Annotated in this window: 19 protein-coding genes; 12 read left to right on the top strand and 7 right to left on the bottom strand. The window is 31.2% G+C overall.

The window, feature by feature from the left end; genetic code table 11:
- Positions 1-22: 22 nt before the first annotated feature.
- The 3 genes from FF125_RS16565 to FF125_RS16555 all read right to left on the bottom strand — a co-directional run bounded on the left by FF125_RS16565 (position 23) and on the right by FF125_RS16555 (position 3,214).
- A complete protein-coding gene (locus FF125_RS16565; protein WP_138950830.1) occupies positions 23-730 on the bottom strand; it encodes a 16S rRNA (uracil(1498)-N(3))-methyltransferase in 708 nt (235 codons plus the stop codon).
- Positions 731-768: 38 nt separating this feature from the next.
- Positions 769-1,896 (bottom strand): GTP cyclohydrolase, encoded by a 1,128-nt coding sequence (locus FF125_RS16560; protein WP_138950829.1) that lies wholly within the window; start codon positions 1,894-1,896, stop codon positions 769-771.
- A 142-nt stretch (positions 1,897-2,038) separates the two neighbouring features.
- A complete protein-coding gene (locus tag FF125_RS16555) occupies positions 2,039-3,214 on the bottom strand; it encodes a transporter (protein WP_138950828.1) in 1,176 nt (391 codons plus the stop codon).
- 73 nt (positions 3,215-3,287) lie between these two features.
- On the opposite strand from FF125_RS16555, the gene FF125_RS16550 reads away from it, so the two are divergent.
- The 7 genes from FF125_RS16550 to FF125_RS16520 are packed head-to-tail and all read left to right on the top strand — an operon-like array spanning position 3,288 to position 10,402.
- Entirely contained in the window at positions 3,288-3,605 is a 318-nt protein-coding gene (locus tag FF125_RS16550) for a DUF4834 family protein (protein WP_138950827.1), read from the top strand.
- A 53-nt stretch (positions 3,606-3,658) separates the two neighbouring features.
- The gene (locus FF125_RS16545; protein WP_138950826.1) at positions 3,659-6,097 is read left to right on the top strand and encodes a YfhO family protein; all 2,439 of its coding nucleotides are present in this window, start codon (positions 3,659-3,661) and stop codon (positions 6,095-6,097) included.
- Entirely contained in the window at positions 6,075-6,599 is a 525-nt protein-coding gene (locus tag FF125_RS16540) for a methyltransferase domain-containing protein (protein ID WP_138950825.1), read from the top strand. The genes FF125_RS16545 and FF125_RS16540 overlap by 23 nt, the downstream gene beginning before the upstream one ends.
- On the top strand, positions 6,589-7,821 hold the full coding sequence (locus FF125_RS16535; RefSeq protein ID WP_175418945.1) for a glycosyltransferase: 1,233 nt from the start codon (positions 6,589-6,591) through the stop codon (positions 7,819-7,821). The genes FF125_RS16540 and FF125_RS16535 overlap by 11 nt, the downstream gene beginning before the upstream one ends.
- Entirely contained in the window at positions 7,818-9,095 is a 1,278-nt protein-coding gene (locus FF125_RS16530; RefSeq protein WP_138950823.1) for a glycosyltransferase family 4 protein, read from the top strand. Before FF125_RS16535 ends, FF125_RS16530 begins: the two co-directional genes overlap by 4 nt.
- Positions 9,092-10,171 carry a non-hydrolyzing UDP-N-acetylglucosamine 2-epimerase gene (gene wecB / locus FF125_RS16525; protein WP_138950822.1) on the top strand — a complete coding sequence of 360 codons (1,080 nt, stop codon included), beginning with the start codon at positions 9,092-9,094 and terminating at the stop codon, positions 10,169-10,171. Before FF125_RS16530 ends, wecB begins: the two co-directional genes overlap by 4 nt.
- 3 nt (positions 10,172-10,174) lie before the next feature.
- Complete coding sequence (locus FF125_RS16520; protein ID WP_138950821.1) at positions 10,175-10,402, top strand: hypothetical protein; 228 nt, start codon at positions 10,175-10,177, stop codon at positions 10,400-10,402.
- 48 nt (positions 10,403-10,450) lie between these two features.
- Here the strand turns inward: FF125_RS16520 and FF125_RS16515 are convergent, their stop codons facing one another.
- The 3 genes from FF125_RS16515 to FF125_RS16505 form a co-directional block, all read right to left on the bottom strand.
- Complete coding sequence (locus tag FF125_RS16515) at positions 10,451-11,005, bottom strand: hypothetical protein (protein ID WP_138950820.1); 555 nt, start codon at positions 11,003-11,005, stop codon at positions 10,451-10,453.
- 19 nt (positions 11,006-11,024) lie between these two features.
- Positions 11,025-11,843 carry an OmpA family protein gene (locus FF125_RS16510; protein WP_138950819.1) on the bottom strand — a complete coding sequence of 273 codons (819 nt, stop codon included), beginning with the start codon at positions 11,841-11,843 and terminating at the stop codon, positions 11,025-11,027.
- An 81-nt stretch (positions 11,844-11,924) separates the two neighbouring features.
- Entirely contained in the window at positions 11,925-14,132 is a 2,208-nt protein-coding gene (locus FF125_RS16505) for an endonuclease MutS2 (RefSeq protein WP_138950818.1), read from the bottom strand.
- A gap of 75 nt (positions 14,133-14,207) precedes the next feature.
- On the opposite strand from FF125_RS16505, the gene FF125_RS16500 reads away from it, so the two are divergent.
- The 5 genes from FF125_RS16500 to guaB all read left to right on the top strand — a co-directional run bounded on the left by FF125_RS16500 (position 14,208) and on the right by guaB (position 18,850).
- Complete coding sequence (locus FF125_RS16500; protein ID WP_138950817.1) at positions 14,208-14,873, top strand: uracil-DNA glycosylase; 666 nt, start codon at positions 14,208-14,210, stop codon at positions 14,871-14,873.
- Positions 14,874-15,068: 195 nt separating this feature from the next.
- Positions 15,069-16,238 (top strand): porin, encoded by a 1,170-nt coding sequence (locus tag FF125_RS16495; protein WP_138950816.1) that lies wholly within the window; start codon positions 15,069-15,071, stop codon positions 16,236-16,238.
- Between the two features lie 35 nt (positions 16,239-16,273).
- A complete protein-coding gene (locus tag FF125_RS16490; RefSeq protein WP_138950815.1) occupies positions 16,274-16,810 on the top strand; it encodes an FMN-binding protein in 537 nt (178 codons plus the stop codon).
- Positions 16,810-17,301, top strand: coding sequence for a hypothetical protein (locus tag FF125_RS16485; RefSeq protein WP_138950814.1), 492 nt, complete (start codon positions 16,810-16,812; stop codon positions 17,299-17,301). Before FF125_RS16490 ends, FF125_RS16485 begins: the two co-directional genes overlap by 1 nt.
- 76 nt (positions 17,302-17,377) lie before the next feature.
- Positions 17,378-18,850 carry an IMP dehydrogenase gene (guaB, locus tag FF125_RS16480; protein WP_138950813.1) on the top strand — a complete coding sequence of 491 codons (1,473 nt, stop codon included), beginning with the start codon at positions 17,378-17,380 and terminating at the stop codon, positions 18,848-18,850.
- A 242-nt stretch (positions 18,851-19,092) separates the two neighbouring features.
- On the opposite strand, the gene FF125_RS16475 is transcribed toward guaB, so the two are convergent.
- Positions 19,093-19,728 carry a peptidylprolyl isomerase gene (locus FF125_RS16475; RefSeq protein ID WP_138950812.1) on the bottom strand — a complete coding sequence of 212 codons (636 nt, stop codon included), beginning with the start codon at positions 19,726-19,728 and terminating at the stop codon, positions 19,093-19,095.
- Positions 19,729-19,738 lie beyond the last annotated feature (10 nt).

Here is a 19,738-nt window from a genome sequence, read left to right as displayed (position 1 = left end):
AAATGAAAAGTTCTACATTTAATTACAGATTAAATAAGGAAACGGTCTGAGTAGCTACAATCCCAGCAGTTTCTGTACGAAGTCTACTTTCGCCTAATGAAATGGGTTGGTAATTATTATGTAAAGTAAGCTCAATTTCTGAAATAGAAAAATCACCTTCTGGTCCAATTAAAATTGTTGTATTGTGCTGTGGTCTTAGCACATCTTTTAGATGCTTTTTATCAGTCTCTTCACAATGAGCTATAAATAAATCGTCACTATTATTCTCTTCAATAAATTTAGAAAAAGGAGTGAGTTGATTTAATTTAGGTAACTGATACTTAAGAGATTGTTTCATTGCGGATTCTAAAATACGATTCAATCTGTCCATTTTAATAATTTTTCTCTCAGAATGGTCGCAAAGTATAGGGGTAATTTGGTCAATTCCTATTTCTGTAGCTTTTTCTAAAAACCATTCAAATCGATCAATATTTTTTGTAGGAGCCATGGCTACATGTAGATTGTAATTCCATGGTTTCTGTTTGGTTTCAAAATTTAGTATTTTAACCGTACAACTTTTGTCACTACTTATAATAATTTCTGAGGTAATCAGTTCTCCTGTACCATTTGTAATAAAAAGTTGATCACCGGTATTTTTACGCAAGACTTTTACAATATGTCTACTCTCTGTTTTGTCAAAAGTAAATGTCTCTGAGTCATTAGTTATGTTAGAGGTGTAAAAAAGCTGCATGTTGATTATTCAAAGTTTTAGTTTCAAAGTTTATACTTCTAATTGCTAATATCTTTTCTATATGTTCGTCTTCTTTTATTAATGGTGGGGTCAAAATTTTTCCATAATTGATGAATAGCTTGATTCTCTTCTAATTCTGATGATCTAATACAATCTTCGATACCTTTTTCTTTAAAAGTTCTATAATATTCATCAAAAATAATTGCAGTTACCCCTTTATTTTGGTAATCTGGTCTTATTCCTATTAAATAAAATAAAACTTCTTTACTGTTTTTTCTAGCATTTAGAAGATGGAATAATCCAAAGGGGAAAAGTTTACCATTTGCTTTTTGCAAAGCTTTAGCAAAACTTGGCATAACAATTGAAAAAGCGATAATTTTATCATCTTTATCACTTACAAATTTTATGTATTCGGGGTTAATAAAACTAATATACTTTTTCTTGAAATAGGCTTTTTGCTTTTCAGAAATAGGTACAAAAGTAGATAGCTTAGCGTATGTGTCATTAAATAAATCAAACATCTCATCTCCATAAGGCATTATTTCTTTTGTCTTGGTAAACGTAATTGATTTTAGACCATACCTTCTTTTGATTAACGCTTGAGCTTTCTGAAAAACTTCAGGATTTTTCACATTATTAAATGAAAAGATACTTTCTATAAATTCCTTTTCTTTTACATACCCTAATTGCTCAAAGTGTAATTTATAATAGGGATGACTGTACCAAGTAATCATGTTACCTATTTGGTCAAAACCTTCACTTAACACGCCAACTTTATCGAGGTTTGAGAACCCTAATGGCCCTTCAATATATTCTAAGTTATTCTGTTTTCCAATTTCGTTAACTTTATCTAATAAAGCTTTTGTAACTTCTAAGTCATCGATAACATCAAACCAACCGAACCTCATTTTTTTTAATCCTTGTTGTTTAATTTCAACGAAATTTAGAACAGCAGCAACTCTACCAACGATTTTATTATTTTTATATGCTAAAAGGAAATGAACTTTGGCATTGTCTAACGCCGGATTTTTAGTTTTATCAAAGCCTTCTAATTCATCCTTAATAATAGGAGGAATCCAATAGGGATTGTTTTTGAAAATTGAAAAAGGGAACTTGACGAATTTTTTTAAATCACTTTTTGAAGTGATTTCTTTAATTGTAATCATCTATAAATAATTAAGGGCTTTTTAATTATTTCAAATCTACAAAAAAGAAATAGATAATTAATTTATTTATAATAGCGAATACAAACAGTGAATTAAATTTTTAGAAAGGCAAATTACTATATCAATTAGCAATAACAGTTAATTAATTACTGTTAGGGTCATAATTTTTATCGTAATTTTTAGTGTCTTTTTTCTTTTGTTTCTGATCCGCTTTTTGTTGTTTTTTGTCATCCTTCGCTTTTTTCTTAGCTTCTTTCTCTAATCGTTTTTGAGCTTTGGTTTGCTTAGGTTTTAAGGTTTTAATTTTTTTCTTACCCGCTTTTACACTTTTAACTTTTCTTTGTTTTTTGTCTTTTTTAGAAAAAATTCTGGAAAAGAAGCCACCTCCATTAGTGTCTTTTGTGGCTTTACCTTCAGAATTCAAGGTGCTATAACCATCAATATGTCGGTCTAACCTCCAAGCAATACCAGCTCCCAAAAAGAAACTGTCATCTCCGCGTTCATCCTTTATATATCGAAAAGCAGCGTCAACTTGCATGTTCTTATTTAACAAATAAGCACTACCTACTCCGTATTGAAAATCATTGGGTACATTTTTTCTTAAAAAACCTTGATTCTCAGCAAATACAGAAACTTTTGGTGTTAAAGAATAGGTTGCAGTGATAATGTATGAATTTTCAGAATCATCCGTAAAGGTCTTATCCATTATAAAATTTGTAATTAAAACAAATTTATTGGTAAGATCGTTTTGTGTAAAAAGGGCGAACCTCGGACTTAAACCTCCCGGGTTTTTATGTAATTTACTAAGTAAGTTGGTGTTAAGTCCAGCATAAACACCTACTGCGGGAATAAGTCTTTTCCAATCGTAACTGTTTCGTTTTTTCCAACTTCGTATTTCCTTTGATTTGTCTGTGTATGTTGGTGAGTAGACAAGATACTTCGCTCCAACAGTAAATTTACTTAATCCTAATGCGGATTCACTATAAATAGTAGGTCGCGTATAGTTTCTGTCTTCTTGACCAAATGATAAGTCTAAGTTTAATTCTAATTTTTCAAAAAATTGACTCGTTCTAAAAGTAAGGTCTGTACCGTATGACTTACTATTGTAGTTAATTGTTTCTGCTGTAGCTTGGTCATAGTATAAGTAATTACCTATATTTTTATAGAATAACCCTGCCTCCACCTGGTAAACACCTTTACCAACACTATAAGGGCTGTCTGAGAAGCCTGGTCGTTTAGAATTTATGACTTCTGTATACTGTGCAGCACTTATTAGATAGCAAAAACTAAAAATAAAAACCAAGACGAATTTTCTCATGCGGGAGTGTTAAGACTAAAAATTATCAATTTATGTATTACTTAACGTATTTGTTGCTTTCAAATTGTTATTTTTGGGAACTAATTTAAAAAATCTTTTATTTAGGTTTTATTTTATGCAAGAAGCTGGTATTATGAATTTTATAAGAACAATACTCATTATTTTAGCTATTTATTATGCTCTTAAAATTATAGGAAGATATGTATTTCCTATTTTTATGAAGAAAATGATGCAAAATGTTGAGAAAAAATTTAATGAACAACAAGGAAGAACAACGACTCAAAAGCAACATGTAAAAGAGGGGGAAACAATCATCGATAAAGCCCCTAATACAAATGCGAAAAGTAATAATGATGTTGGTGAGTATGTTGATTATGAGGATGTTGAATGATTTTTGTTTAGTGGTTAACAAAAATAATTATACAAGAATTATAAAAATAGATAATGAATAATAAATACCTCCGTTTTTTAATTGCCATTTTAGTATTTGTTATTGTTTCAGTGGCTTATTTTTCACCAATTTTAGAAGGTAAAAAGATATTTCAAAGTGACATCGCTCAGTTTAAGGGTATGTCTAAAGAAATAGTAGAGTATCGAAAAGAATATGATGCGGAACCTTATTGGACAAACAAGGCCTTTGGTGGTATGCCAGCATATAATGTTAGTGCATATTATCCAAATAATTATATAAAAAAAGCAGATTTATTACTACGCTTTTTACCGAGACCAGCAGACTATTTATTTTTGTACTTTTTAGGTTTTTTTGTTTTACTGTATGTGCTTAAGGTCGAGTGGAAGTTAGCCATAATAGGAGCCTTGGCTTTTGGTTTTTCAACTTATTTTATAAGTCTTTTCGGAGCTGGACATAATGCGAAATCTCATGCCATTGCGTATATGCCTATGGTTTTAGCGGGAATATTGTTAGTTTTTCAACGAAAGTATTTATCCGGTTTTATTCTAACAGCTATAGCTTTAGCTTTTGAAGTAAATGCAAGTCATCCGCAAATGACCTATTATCTACTCTTTATGATATTGATTTTAGGTATTATGTATTTAGTAGATGCCATTAAGCAAAAAACAATTCCAAATTTTATCAAGAGTACTCTTATTTTAGCAGGAGCGGCAGTTTTAGCAATTGGAGTTAATTCAACCAGTTTATTAGCGACCAAAGAATATGCTTCACATAGTACGCGAAGTAAAAGCGAATTAACCATTACACCAGAAGGTAACCCTAAAGAACATATATCTTCAGGATTAGATAGAGAGTATATTACAGAGTATAGCTATGGAATAGCAGAGAGTTTTAGTCTTTTAATACCAAGGTTTTATGGAGGCGGAAATAGAGAAAATTTAGGGAAAGATTCGGAGACTTATGCTTTCTTAAAGAATAAGTTTGGTAGGGCTGAAGCTAAGAATTTTTCGGAAAATTTTCCTGGTTATTGGGGAGAACAAACAATAATTGAAGCTCCATTTTATATCGGAGCTGTGTTGATATTTCTTTTTGTGTTAGGGTTGTTTCTAGTAAAAGGAAAGTTGAAAAAATGGTTGCTAGCGGCTACTATTTTTTCTCTTTTATTAAGTTGGGGGAAACACTTTCCTTCATTAACCAATTTTTTTATTGATTATGTACCAATGTATAATAAGTTTAGAGCGGTATCTTCTATTCAAGTTATAGCAGAGTTGGCAGTACCTTTATTAGCAATAATTACATTGAATCAGTTTTTAAAAGATGAAAATAATAAAACTAACAAATTAAAGTATCTAAAGTATGCACTTTATGGAGTAGGAGGGTTGACATTATTTTTTACGCTATTTGGTACCAGTCTTTTTAATTTTGAGAGTTTTAGAGATCCTGGTATGGCGGGAATTGAGAAGCAATTTCCTGGCTTTATGGATACGATTATTTCTGAAAGAAAATCACTTTTCTTTAATGACAGTTTACGTTCTTTAATTTTAATATTAATATCTGGAGGACTATTATGGGCATTTTTAAAAGAGAAAATTAATAAGAATGCAGTAATTATTTCCTTTGCAGTTTTAATTTTATTTGATTTGGTTGGGGTAGATAGACGCTATGTAAATGATGAAGATTTTGTTTCAAAAAAACAAGAAGAGATTCCATTTGCTGCGAGTCAATTTGACAAAGAAATACTTAAAGATAAATCATATTACAGAGTAGCCAATTTTGCGGTTAACCCAATAAATGATGGTAGTACATCATATTTTCATAATTCAATTGGAGGGTATCATGCTGCAAAACCAAGAAGATATCAAGAATTATTTGAATATCAAATTGCGAAAATTAATATGCAGGTATTAAATATGTTAAATACCAAATATATTATTTTTCAAGACAAAGATCGGGTAACAAGACTGCAAAAGAATGACGATGCAAATGGTAATGCTTGGTTTGTAAATTCCGTGGAGGTTGTTAATTCTGCCAATGAAGAAATTATGGCTTTAGATAGCCTGAATACAAAACAAAAAGCAGTTGTTAATTCTGAATTTAAGAACATGTTAAGTCAAACTTCTTTTACAAAAGATAGCTTGGCATCAATAACATTAACTTCTTACCAACCTAATGAATTAAAATACGATTCAAATAGCAGTAACGAGCAATTGGCCATTTTTTCAGACATGTATTATAAAGATGGCTGGAATGCATATATTGATGGTAAATTAGCACCTTACTTTAGGGCAAATTATGTGCTAAGAGCGATGGTAATACCATCAGGAAAACATGAAATTGTTTTTAAATTTGAACCAACCGTAATCAAAACAGGAAATACCATTACAATGATTTCTTATGCTCTGTTATTATTGATTCCTATTGGATGGTTTTTTATTGATAAAAAGAAAAATGTACAATCAACTACCGAGTAAAAGATACGATCATACTATTAAATTTTTACGGAAAGTATTGCCTAGTCCTGCTACAATTTTAGATCTAGGTATTAGAAATCCGTTTAGTGAAATAATGGAAGAACACGGCTATACAGTCATTAATACTAATGGTGAAGATTTAGACTTGCTGCCCGAAATTGTAAAAGAACACAAAGTAGATGCAGTAACAGCGTTTGAAATATTTGAACATCTCTTAGCTCCTTTTAATGTGTTAAGTGCCATTGAATCTACAAAATTAATTGCTACAATACCGCTTAATCTATGGTTTGCAAAGGCTTATCAGTCTAAAACAGATAAATGGGATAGGCATTATCATGAATTTGAAGATTGGCAATTTGATTGGTTGTTGGAAAAATCAAATTGGACTATAAAAGAAACAGAAAAATGGACGAGTCCAATTAATCAAATAGGATTTAGACCTATTTTAAGAAAGTATACACCTCGCTATTATGCCGTTTATGCCGAAAAAAATGTCAGATAATAAATTTATTTGCATGATTGTTGACGGTTCTTATCCTCAAGATATTAGGGTAAGAAAAGAGGCAGAAGCATTGACTGACTTTGGAAAAAAAATAATTGTAGTTTGTCCAAGAAAAAAGAACCAAGCGAAACAGGAAATTGTTAATGGTGTACAGGTTTATAGGATAGGTTCTAACTATACTACTGTTAAAAAAGGAATTAATGATATTGTTGAAAGTGTATTTAATATCAATCCATTTTTCTATTTTAATTTAAAGAAAATTTTCAGAAAGTATTCCATTGAATTTTTACATGTGCATGATTTACCTTTGGCGGGTACCGCATATGCGTTTAGGAAAAAAGTTGAAAAAGGTTTGGTTTTAGATTTACATGAAAATTATCCAGAAGCGTTAAAAACTTGGTTTTCATGGAAAAAAAGCAGACTCATTAGAATAAAGAATATGGTATTTTTTAATCCTAAGCATTGGTCTAAAAAAGAAGAGAAATACTGTAGAAAGTTTGATAAAATTGTTTGTGTAGTTGATGAAATGAAAGAGAAATTGATAAATAATTTTCATATTGAAGAAGAAAAATTTACAGTGATATCTAATTATGAAAAGAAAAATTTCGCAGAAAATTTCAATACAGAAGTTGCGCAAAATATAATAGATAAAGATTTCTTTTCTATAACATATGTTGGCGGATTTGGCCCGCATCGTGGTTTAGATACTGCGATTAGAGGAATGCAAAAGGTGCTTCATCAAGTTCCAACGGCAAAACTGTATTTAATAGGTAAAGGGAGTGCAGATGTTGAAAATAAATTAAAAGACATCGTTAAGCAACTGAAATTAGAAAATATTGTTGAGTTTGTAGGATATAGGCCTTTTGATGAAGTAGCGACTATAATGAAAAAGTCCAACTTAAACATAATACCACATAAGGCCAACGACCATACAGATAATACGATACCACATAAGCTATTTCAAATTATGATGAGTAAAAGCTTATTATTGGTTAGTTCATGTAAACCATTAAAACGAATCGTTCAGAAATATGATGCAGGCTTGGTTTTTGAAGCCGGAAATGCGGAAGATTTTGCATTAAAAGTTAATAATGCCTTTACGAATTATGATGCATTAAAATATAAAACTGAAAATGCGTATACTGCAGTTATGGAAAAGGGTGAAAATTGGGATGAGGAAAGTTTGAAGTTGCTCAAATTGTATGATAAATTAGAAAATTGAAAGTTCTTATAATAACATATTATTGGCCTCCTTCAGGTGGTTCTGGCGTACAACGTTGGTTAAAATTTGTAAAATATTTAACGCAGTTTGGTATCGAACCTGTGGTTTATACTGTTGATGAGCCTAACTATGCCATAGAGGATATAACATTAGAAAATGAGGTGCCAAAGTCTGTAAAAGTTCTTAAGCAACCCATAAAAGAACCAAATGATATTTTAAAACTTTTTGGTAATAAGAATAAAAAAACAAGTGCAGGTTTTTTAAGTGAAAACCCCTCGTTTTTTGGTAAAATAATGCAATATGTAAGAGCTAATTATTTTATACCAGATGCTAGAAAATTTTGGGTTAAACCATCTGTTACATATTTAACTGAGTATTTAAAAAATAATCCAGTTGATGTTATTATTACTACAGGTCCACCGCATAGTTTACATTTAATTGGTTTACAATTAAAAAATAAATTAGGTGTAAAATGGATTGCTGATTTTAGAGATCCGTGGACGGATATTGATTACTTTCAAAAATTGCCATTAACAAAAAAAAGTGAAAAAAAGCATCATCAATTAGAAAATGAAGTGGTGAGCAAAGCAGATTGTGTGTTGGTGGTTGGTAATACTATGAAGGAGAATTTTCTTAAATTTAATAAGAATGTTCAAGTTATAACGAATGGCTACGATGGTGATAGGAATTCATCTAAAAATGAATTGGATAAAAAGTTCACCTTAGTTCATGTCGGTTTAGTAAATGCAGATAGAAATCCGAAAGTGTTATTTAGGGTTTTGTCAGAATTGATAACTGAAAATACAAGCTTCGCGAAAGATTTTAAGTTGGTTTTTGTGGGAAAATTGGCAAATGAAGTTATAGAAAATTTATACCAAAACAATTTAAAATCACATACAGAGATTATTGATTATTTACCGCATAAAGAGGTGATTGGATTTCAAAGAAAAGCTCAAATTTTATTATTATTGGTAAACGATGTGCCTAGTTCAAAAGGAATAATTACAGGTAAAATATTTGAATATTTACAATCAGAACGCCCAATTTTGGCAATTGGACCTGAAGATGGTGATTTATCAGATATATTAAGTGAAACAAGTTCTGGTGAGGTAATTGACTTTAATGATGCATACAAAATGAAAAGGTCTATTGAGAAATTGTATTTAGACTACCAGCAAAATGAATTAATATCAGAAACTAAAAATATTGATAAGTACCATCGTAAAGCATTGACAGAAGAACTATCAATTATTATAAAGCAATTGGCATCATGAAAAAAATTGTAACTATTTTAGGAGCAAGGCCACAATTTGTAAAGGCAGCGGTGTTAAGCAGAATAATTGGTGAACATGGAGAGCTCGAAGAGATAATTGTGCATACGGGTCAACATTTTGATCAAAACATGAGCGATATCTTCTTTGAAGAGATGGAAATACCTAAGCCCAAATACAATTTGCATATAAATGGACTTAGTCATGCTGCTATGACTGGGCAAATGTTAATTGGTGTTGAAAAAATACTGTTAGATGAAAAGCCATTGGCTGTTGTTGTTTATGGTGATACCAATTCTACATTAGCAGGTGCATTAGCTGCTAAAAAAATGGGCATTAAAGTAATTCATATTGAAGCTGGTTTACGATCTTTTAATATGAATATGCCTGAAGAAATTAATAGAATAGCTACAGATACTATTTCTGATTTATTACTTTGTCCAACTGATGTTGGTGTACATAATTTAAAGAAAGTAGGTATACTTGGTTCTGAGAGAGTGGTGAAGTCAGGTGATATTATGAAAGATGCGGTAACGTATTATTCAAAAAAGGCTAATGAAAAATCGAGCATTTGCAATAAATTAATGCTCGAGGAGAATAACTTTGTATTAGCCACCATCCATAGACAAGATAATACAATACATGTTGAAAAGCTAAAGGCTATTTTTAGAGGTTTAGATGAAATTAATGCTCAATGTAAAGTTGTAATGCCATTGCATCCAAGGACAAAAAAAATAATTGAAGAAAATAATATTGAAACAAGAATTACTATAATAGAACCTGTTGGATATTTTGATATGCTCTCCTTATTAAAACATTGTAAAATGGTTGTTACTGATAGTGGTGGATTACAAAAAGAAGCTTACTTTAACAAAAAACATTGTATTATTGCTCGAGAAGAAACAGAATGGGTTGAGTTGGTAGAAAATGGATTTGCTAAAACAGTTGGAAGTAATCAATTAAAGATGATAGAAGCTTTTGATTATTTTACATCAAAAAAATCTGACTTTTCTAAAAATCTATATGGAAAAGATGTTGGCCTGAAAATATATAACGAAATAATGAATTTAATAAAATAAGATATGCAATTACCTAAATTTTTACTCGGAGACAATACTGATTTTCCTGATGATATTTTTATAATACATACAGATTATCCTCAATTTATTATTAATTTAGTAAATGATGAAATTGAATGGCTGGAAGATGTTACTGGAGAGAATGAAGATGAGCTCACTAATGAAATAAATGATTTGATAGAACAAGCATCCTCTTTTTATGATAGAGAGATGGAAAGGTATAAAGAATAAAAAAAAGCTCCAATTTTAATTGGAGCTTTTTTTATTTTAAAAAGGAAATTACAATCCTCCTTTCAATTCATCTTGCCACTTTGCCAATTCAGTCCATTTACCTTCCGCAGCCATTTTAGCTTGAGCTGACCATGTTTTAGGTTTATGAACTCTATAACGAGGACCTGCATTGTCTAATATCTTTTGTAATCTACTTAACTCGGATTCAGAAAGTTGTTTAAAATTCCAAATTCCATCATCGTTTAGTAAACCTTTAATTTTCGGGCCAATACCTTCCACTTTTGTTAAGTCATCTTTGACAGAATCGTCAGCTTTGGCTGGAATAACTGCTTTTGTTGGTACCACAGCGGCTGCTAAAGAAGCAGTAGTGGCAGCAGCAGTTGCAGCCAAGACTCCTTTTTCTTTACGACATGCTGCTAAATCAGCTTCTAAGCCTTTAATTTTAGAAGAATAATCAATAGTATCATTAGTACCACCAAATATTTTTGATAATAACCATCCTAAAATAATTCCTAATATAAACGCTGCTAATAACCATAAAAACCATGGCCAAAACATATCAGAACCATCGCATGCTGTTGTATTTATTTGTAATGCTAACATAATTTTATTTTTTAGTTGATTAATTAATTTCTAATTCCACTCTTCTGTTTTTCTCCATACCCTCCTCTGTGTCATTTGACGCAATTGGACTATTCTCACCTTCAGTACCCACCGAAATTCTTTCTCCCGCGATACCTAATTTGATCAATATACTTCTAATAGTTTTTGCTCTATCTAAACCTAATTTCATATTATAACCAGGGTCACCTTTATTATCTGTATGACCGGTAATGTCAATGGTTTTTTCGTTGTTTTTTAATTGCTCAACGATGTTTTTTAGGTAGTCATTAATGTTTTCGTTTTCCAATTTTTTGGTTGAGTTATATGGAAAATATATTAAGGTTTTGTTGTCAACTTCTTGAATGTTTTCATTTCTAACTTTCCACTCTAAAATTGTACCCCCAAACGATGCTGTTTTAGCGTCTTCTGAATTTAAAATTAATTTGCTGTCGATCTCCATTCTACTCATTGCTATAGAATCAGATAGCATTTGCCTGACGGCATCAGCCCTTGCTAATCCAAGATTTTCAAAAGAAGTTGTGTTGGTTTCATCCTTATAATAAGGACCAAGAATTCTTAAAATTTTACCTTCACCATCCGCAGATTGAATTTCCTTTTTTTTATTTAACCAAAGGTCATTCGTAACGGGTTTGTCTGAGTTCCAATTGTAGACGAGCGGTCCATATTTGACTGGTTTTGTCAATGGTGGTACATTTTCTTTTGTTTCAGTTTGCACGGTGTTATCGCAGCAGAGCATGGTCTTTTTATACCATTTCCAGCTAAACCATGCCAAAATAATAAACAAGAGAATTAGCACGAATGCTAAAAATTTCTTCATTTTTTGTGGTTTTAGTTAATATTTAGTTTTGTTAAAATTAAGCAAAATAAATATAACCATATAATTTTGAATAGGATAGCTTTATTTTTTGGCTGATTCAACCAGTTCTAATTGATTGATATTTATTTTTGTAGTGAACATTCCGTAATTAAGAGTGGCAATATTTTTTTCAATTTTATCTATGGTTCCAACGGATTTACCGTCTGGCAAACGTACTCTGTCATTAACCTTAAAATTATAATCAGCTTTTACTTTTTCAATTTGTTTTTTTAGCGTGTTTTTTTTCTGTCTAATTTTTTTAACCTCAACCAAGACTTCCTTTTTAACCTCTTCTAATTCCTTTTCTATCGTTTTTTTTGTTTCCGTTTCCTTCTTCTTCTGGACTTTTGTTTTTTTAATAGGTTTATGGAGTGTAACGTACTTGTTCTTCTCCATTAATATCCATTTCATAAAATCGGCTAATAATTTCTTTTTATTATTAGATTGGAAATATGTATTTGACATTTCATTTACCTTTCTACCTATAGAAAGCATTTTCTGATTATTGTCGTATAATTCCTGAAAACTCTCAAGTTTATCTTGAATTTTCGATTCCTTTTCAGAAAGATTATCAGAATGCATTTTAGCCTTATCCTGCTCCTTTTCTAAATTTTCTGAAGTTCTTTGAAGTTTGTTGCGTTCTTTTTGAAGTTTAGAAATTGTTTTATCCAATCTAATCTTACCACGTTCAACCTTCTTTTTGGCTCTATTTATTAAGCTGAAAGGAATGCCGTTTTTTTGAGCAACTTCAAATGTAAATGAACTACCGGCCTGACCTATAAAAAGTTTAAATAGAGGTTCCAATGTTCTTTCGTCAAACTGCATATTGGCGTTGGTTACATTTTCAAGTTCATTGGCTAAAACTTTTAAATTAGAATAGTGTGTAGTTATTACACCATAAGCGTTTTTGCTGTAAAATTCTTCTAAGAAAATTTCAGCCAATGCCCCTCCTAATTCAGGGTCACTACCTGTACCAAATTCATCAATTAAAAAAAGTGTGTTGTTGTCACATTTACGCAAAAAATCACGCATATTTTTTAAACGATAGCTGTAAGTACTTAATTGATTTTCTATAGATTGATTGTCGCCAATATCGGTAAGGATTGTGTCGAAAAAATAGACTTCACTGCGTTCATGTACAGGTATTAAAATAGCAGACTGAATCATAACTTGTAATAAGCCGATAGTCTTTAAAGTAATACTTTTACCACCAGCATTAGGTCCAGAAATAACAATAATTTGTTGATTCTGATTTAGTTCTAAAGTTTGCGGAATAGTACTAATATTTTTTTTAGTGTTTGCTTCTAATAATATAGGGTGATAAGCATCTCGAAATAAAACTTTCTTACTATGAGAAAATTTTGGTAATAAACCGTTGATTTTTTGAGCATATTTTGTTTTTGCTGAAACAGTATCTAAATGCGTTAGATAGCCCTGATATTGTTCTAAAAAACTTTTATAAGGCCTAATTTGATTGGTCAGCATTTTTAATATACGTACAATTTCTTGTTGCTCTTCATAGATTAAATCTTGTAGCCTTCTGCTTAATCTTAGTGTGGCCTCAGGTGCTATGTAGACAATACTTCCTGTCTTGGAATTACCTAATAAAGAGCCTTTAACTTTTTTTCTGTGCATGGCTTGCACTGCCAATACTCTTTGATTATCAATAACTGATTCTCTAATGTCATCTAAATAATCATTACTGGCATAATGATTAAGTGCTTTTGTAAAACTGTTACCAATTTCACCTCTTACACTATTTATTTCTTTGCGGATTGCTTTTAATTCGGCACTTGCGTTATCTGATACTTCACCAAAACGATTAATAATTTTATGAATGCTTTCATGAATTTCTTTGGTATAGTCAATTTTTTGAGAATTCTTAAAAAGGGAAGGGAAGTATTCTGCAAATTTTTTAAAGAAATTGAGTATTTCAATTGTTGTTTCTGATAAAGTAGCAATTTTTTGAAAAGCTTGTGCTTCTAAAAAACTATTTTCTACACCTAACAAATGGATTTCTTTTGTTATTTCATCAAATTGATGATTTGGTATTCTATTATCATTTTCAAAAGAACTTAAATATTCATTTGTTTGGTGTAATTCATCAATTAGGGTTTCTTTCTTTTGAATAGGTACAATTTCTAATACAGCTTTTTTACCTAAGTCTGTTTGACAATAATTTGCGATATGGCTTAAGACCACATCAAACTCTAAATCTTTAAGTGTTTTATTAGTAATTTTACTCTTCAAAATTGTATTTTTGGTCAAGCAAAAGTAACTAAAATAATAGTCTTTTCTATTTAAGATATTTTCTAATTGGAATGTATGGATTTGAGTATAGCAAAAAGCTGGAAACCAATTGTAGCAAAAGAATTTGAGGCTACCTATTTTCAAGATTTAGATTCTTTTGTGAAAGCGGAATACCGTCAGTTTACGTGTTACCCTAAAAGTTCAGCCATTTTTGCGGCATTTGATTATTGTTCTTTTAACGATTTAAAAGTTGTTGTAATCGGACAAGATCCATATCATGGAGTAGGGCAGGCCAACGGTTTGTGTTTTTCAGTAAATGAAAATATAGCAGTACCGCCATCATTACAAAATATATTTAAGGAAATCGAGGCAGATTTGGGTAAGACATCTCCGGAAAATGGAAATTTAGAACGTTGGGCAAGGCAAGGAGTATTATTACTAAATGCCACGTTAACGGTAAGAGCTCATGAAGCTGGATCTCATCAAAAAAAAGGATGGGAAACTTTTACTGACACGGTAATCTCGCAAATTTCTAAGAATAAAGAAAATGTAGTATTTTTATTATGGGGAGGTTTTGCTAAAAAGAAGGCGAAACTTATTGATGATAAAAAACACACTATTTTAACCAGCGGACATCCTTCACCGTTAAGTGCCAATCGGGGTTATTGGTTCGGCAATAAGCATTTTAGCAAAACGAATGACTTTTTGAAAAGTAAAAAATTACAACCTATTGATTGGTGATTTGTGAATATAAAATCAAAATTGTCATTCCTATTCAGTAGGAACATTCAATTGGTAATACTTAGATCTTGCACAAATGTAATTACTCATCGATTAACTCTTATTTAAAATAGTTCTAAATAAGTTTTGTATTTTCATTTTTCATTTTATATTTGCCACTTAAATTTATTATATAGAATAAGTCTAAATAAAAAAATGAAAAAAAACAGTTTACTTTTTAGCATACTTATTATGCTGAACTTATCAAATATACAGGCTCAGTTGGATTCTATTTCCCAACAAATTAATGGAGCTCAACGTTTAATTTCAACAAATATAAATAAGGGAGTTACTATTGGAGGTTACGGTGAAATCACTTACAACCAGCCCGAAAATAGTAATGGAGAATTAGATGTTCAACGCCTCGTTTTATTACTCGGTTATAAATTTAGCGACAAAGTTCAGTTCGTAACTGAAATAGAATTTGAACATGTTAAGGAGGTTTATATTGAACAGGCTTTCGTTAATTACAATGTAGCTGCTAATTTTAATGTTCGCGGAGGATTAATGTTGGTGCCAATGGGTATTGTTAATGAATATCATGAACCAACAACATTTAATGGTACTGAAAGGCCATCGGTAGATAATGTGATTGTCCCAACTACATGGCGAGAAATTGGAATTGGTGTGAATGGCCGATTGCCCAATATGAATTTAGGTTACCAAGCGTATATTTTTAACGGGTTTAAATCGAGTGATGTAAATGGAGAAGAGGGTGTCAATGGAATTTTAAAAGGTTCTAATGGATTGCGTAGTGGTCGTCAAAAAGGAGCACAATCAACCATGAGCAGTCCTACGTTTGCAGGAAAAATAGATTTTTATGGAATACAAGGGCTACGTTTAGGAGCATCGGGATACTTTGGTAAAACCCAAACAGATCATGAAATAGAAACTATCGATGGTTCAACTATCGGAATAACTATGTTAGGACTTGATGCTAGATATAATTATCATCGTTTTTCGGCTCGAGGTCAGTTTATTTATGCTTCTTTATCGGATACTGATGCCTATAATGTTATAACTGGAAACGACTTAGGTAGCGTTTTGCAGGGTTGGTATTTAGAAGGAGCATATAATTTATTACCACAAAAAAACAAGCAAAAATTAGTGGCTTTTACCAGATACGAAAATTATGATACCCATGCCGATGTTGCAGGAAATTTGGTAAAAAATGGTTCGTATGATAGAACTGAAATAACAGCAGGGTTAAGCTATCATATTGCACCAGGAGTAGTTGTTAAAGGTGATTATCAATTTAGAGATAATGCGTTGTCTCAAGACACGGTTAAGGACAGATTAAATTTCGGAATAGGTGTTTGGTTTTAATATGTTAATTTTGACAAGAATAAAATAGAAACTATATGATTTTTAATTTAAGGTTATTGTTTTTTTTAAGTATTCTCTCAATAAGTGCCCATGCATTTCAACTACCAAAAAATATTCAAAAAAAGGTAGAAAAAGAGGTGAAATTGGCATTCGATATTGAAAATTTTACTATGGAGTTTATTAAGGTTTCTAAGGAAATAAATGTTCAATTAGTTACAAAAATCACCAAAAATAATTTTACTAAAATTATCAAAAATGAGGCTGTCATAGGTTATCTATTTGCCGATAAAGCACCCAGTAAGACAGATCAGTTTGATTATTTAGTTCTTTTTGATAAAGATTTAAACATAATAAAATCCAAAGTGTTAATTTATAGAGAAGATTATGGTGGTGAAATTAGTAGTAAACGTTGGTTACGGCAATTTGAAGGGAAAAACAGTAAAGATCAATTAAAATATGAAGAAGATATTATTGCCATTTCTGGAGCTACTATTTCTGCAAAATCTATGACTATTGCTATTAATAATTTGCTTAAAACGGTAAATTTACTTCAAGAAAATAATTATTTTTAATGATGTTAAACGGACGCATACAATCCTTGCCCAAAGAGCTAAAATTACTAATTGGAATTTTTTTAGTTGTGCTAAGTATTGGGTTTTATACAGGTTTATTATTTGTTAATGAAACATCATCTATAAGTACAAATGGTATTGAAGAAAATTATTTAGGTAATGAGAATGATGAAGATGCGGAAGTGATGAAATTTAAAAAATCACCAAAGGAAATGCTATCTATAGTTCATAGTCATATACTATCTATGTCTTTGATATTCTTTCTGTTAGGTGTTATCTTGTCTATTACCAATTTACCGAATAAAATAAAATTATTTTTAATGATTGAACCATTTTTCTCGGTGTTATTTACTTTTGGCGGTTTATACTTCCTTTGGAAGGAAATATTGTGGATGAAATATCTGGTTATTTTTTCAGGTACATTCATGACGCTTACTTTTACAGCTTCTACATTAATAATTTTATACCAATTAATTAGAAAACAGAATTAATCCAGTTATAATTAAGTCAATCTAAATAATAATTGTAAATTCGCGTGCAATTAATTATTATTTAATTTAATTGTAAATGAATACTCAAAATCCGAAATTTGTTGGAGAAGGTTTAACCTACGACGACGTACTTTTAGTCCCTGCTTTTTCTGAAGTACTACCACGCGAAGTAAATATCCAAACAAAATTTACCAGAAATATTACTATAAATATACCTATTGTATCCGCTGCTATGGATACGGTTACTGAATCTGCAATGGCAATAGCTATGGCTCGTGAAGGTGGTATCGGTGTACTTCATAAAAATATGACCATACAACAACAGGCGGTTAAAGTACGTAAAGTAAAACGTGCTGAGAGCGGTATGATTATAGATCCTGTAACGCTGCCTTTAACTGCAACAGTTGAAGATGCCAATAATAGCATGCGTGAGCATGGTATTGGAGGAATTCCTATTGTAGATGATAATGGTATGTTAAAAGGTATTGTTACCAATAGAGATTTACGGTTTGAGCATAAAAGTAATAAACCTATTGTAGAGGTAATGACAAGCAAGAACTTAGTTACTGCACCTGTTGGAACTTCATTAAAGGATGCAGAAAAAATATTGCAGCAATATAAAATTGAAAAATTATTAATTGTTGAAGGTGGAAAGCTAGAAGGCCTTATTACATTTAGAGATATTACCAAAGTAACGCAAAAACCTATTGCCAATAAAGATAGTTTTGGTAGGTTAAGAGTAGCTGCAGCTATTGGTGTAACCCCAGATGCTTTAGATAGAGCAGAGGCTCTAATAAATGCTGGAGTTGATGCTCTAATCATAGATACAGCACATGGGCATACCAAAGGTGTAGTGAATGTGCTTAAAGAAATTAAGAAAAAATTTAAAAATATTGATGTGGTAGTAGGTAATATTGCTACCCCAGAAGCTGCAAAATATTTAGTTGAAGCTGGTGCTGATGCCGTTAAAGTAGGTATTGGTCCGGGTTCAATATGTACTACAAGAGTTGTAGCAGGAGTTGGTTTCCCTCAATTTTCAGCTGTTTTAGCCGTTGCCGAAGCTATTAAAGGAAGTGGAGTGCCTGTCATTGCCGATGGAGGTATTCGTTATACGGGAGATATTCCTAAGGCTATTGCCGCCGGAGCTGACACCGTTATGTTAGGTTCTTTATTGGCTGGTACAAAAGAATCGCCTGGAGAAACCATTATTTACGAAGGAAGAAAATTTAAGTCATATCGTGGGATGGGTTCTGTAGAAGCGATGAGACAAGGAAGTAAAGATCGTTATTTTCAGGATGTTGAAGATGATATTAAAAAATTAGTACCAGAAGGTATTGTAGGTCGTGTGCCTTATAAGGGTGATCTTTACGAAAGTATTCATCAATTTATTGGTGGTTTAAGAGCTGGAATGGGATATTGTGGAGCAAAGGACATCGAAACTTTAAAAGAAACTGGAAAATTCGTTAAAATAACGGCATCTGGTATTAATGAAAGTCACCCACATGATGTAATGATTACGAAAGAATCTCCTAACTATTCAAGAAGGTAAATACAAGAGTTAGAGATATAAAAGCAGAAAGAAATTGGGAATTAAACATAAAAGTTCGTTAAAAAACAAAACCTTTTGAAGTAATTTATACTTTTATTAAATAAGGCACGTTATTTTAATGCATTTAATTCCCATTCCGTAGTTTTTGGAAAATTATACAATTTTCCGAGCTGCGGAATGTTCTTTTATAACGTGCCTATATTTTAGATATCTTTGTGAAAGAGGATTTTTTAAGAGTTTAATTATTCCACAATATACACTTTTTTTATATAATCTAACTTCGGAAAATTAGATTTCAAATACGAATTTCCCAATTTTTGAATTGAATCTTGCTTTCTTCCAGGTGTTTCACCATAGCCATTATAAATCTCCTTAACGACATCCATTCCATCAATAACTTTTGCAATTACAGGAAAACCTGTAACGTTACTATACGATAAGGAGTCAAGTCTATCATTATTTTTTAAATTGATAAATAATTGTGTATCTCTCGTTCTTTTGCCTCCTCGAGCAAATGCGATGGTACCTTCTTCATTACTTTTCTTAACAGATTCATCTTCAATTTTATAATTACTCCAAGCTTTATTTAAATCGGCATTGTCATTAATTCCAAACTGAACCACAAAATTGGGTACAACTCTATAGAACGCAATATCAGTATAAAAATCAGTAGAAATCAGTTGGTATAATCTATCAACAGCTAATGGAGACCACTCGCGATGTGCTTCAATGTCAAAATTACCTTTTGTAGTTTCGAAACGAGCTTTAAATACTGCCGGAGCTTCTGTTTTAAGCCACTTTTCTTTGATTATTTTCTTACTACAAGAACTTGTAATAATTATAAGTAATACTAAAAATGAATACGTAAATGATTTCATTAGCTACTAT

The sequence above is a fragment of the Aureibaculum algae genome (assembly GCF_006065315.1).
In the GTDB taxonomy this organism is placed as follows: Bacteria; Bacteroidota; Bacteroidia; order Flavobacteriales; family Flavobacteriaceae; genus Aureibaculum; species Aureibaculum algae.
The sequence above is the reverse complement of the archived record's forward strand: the minus strand, read 5'-3'. Positions and strand labels throughout refer to the sequence as shown.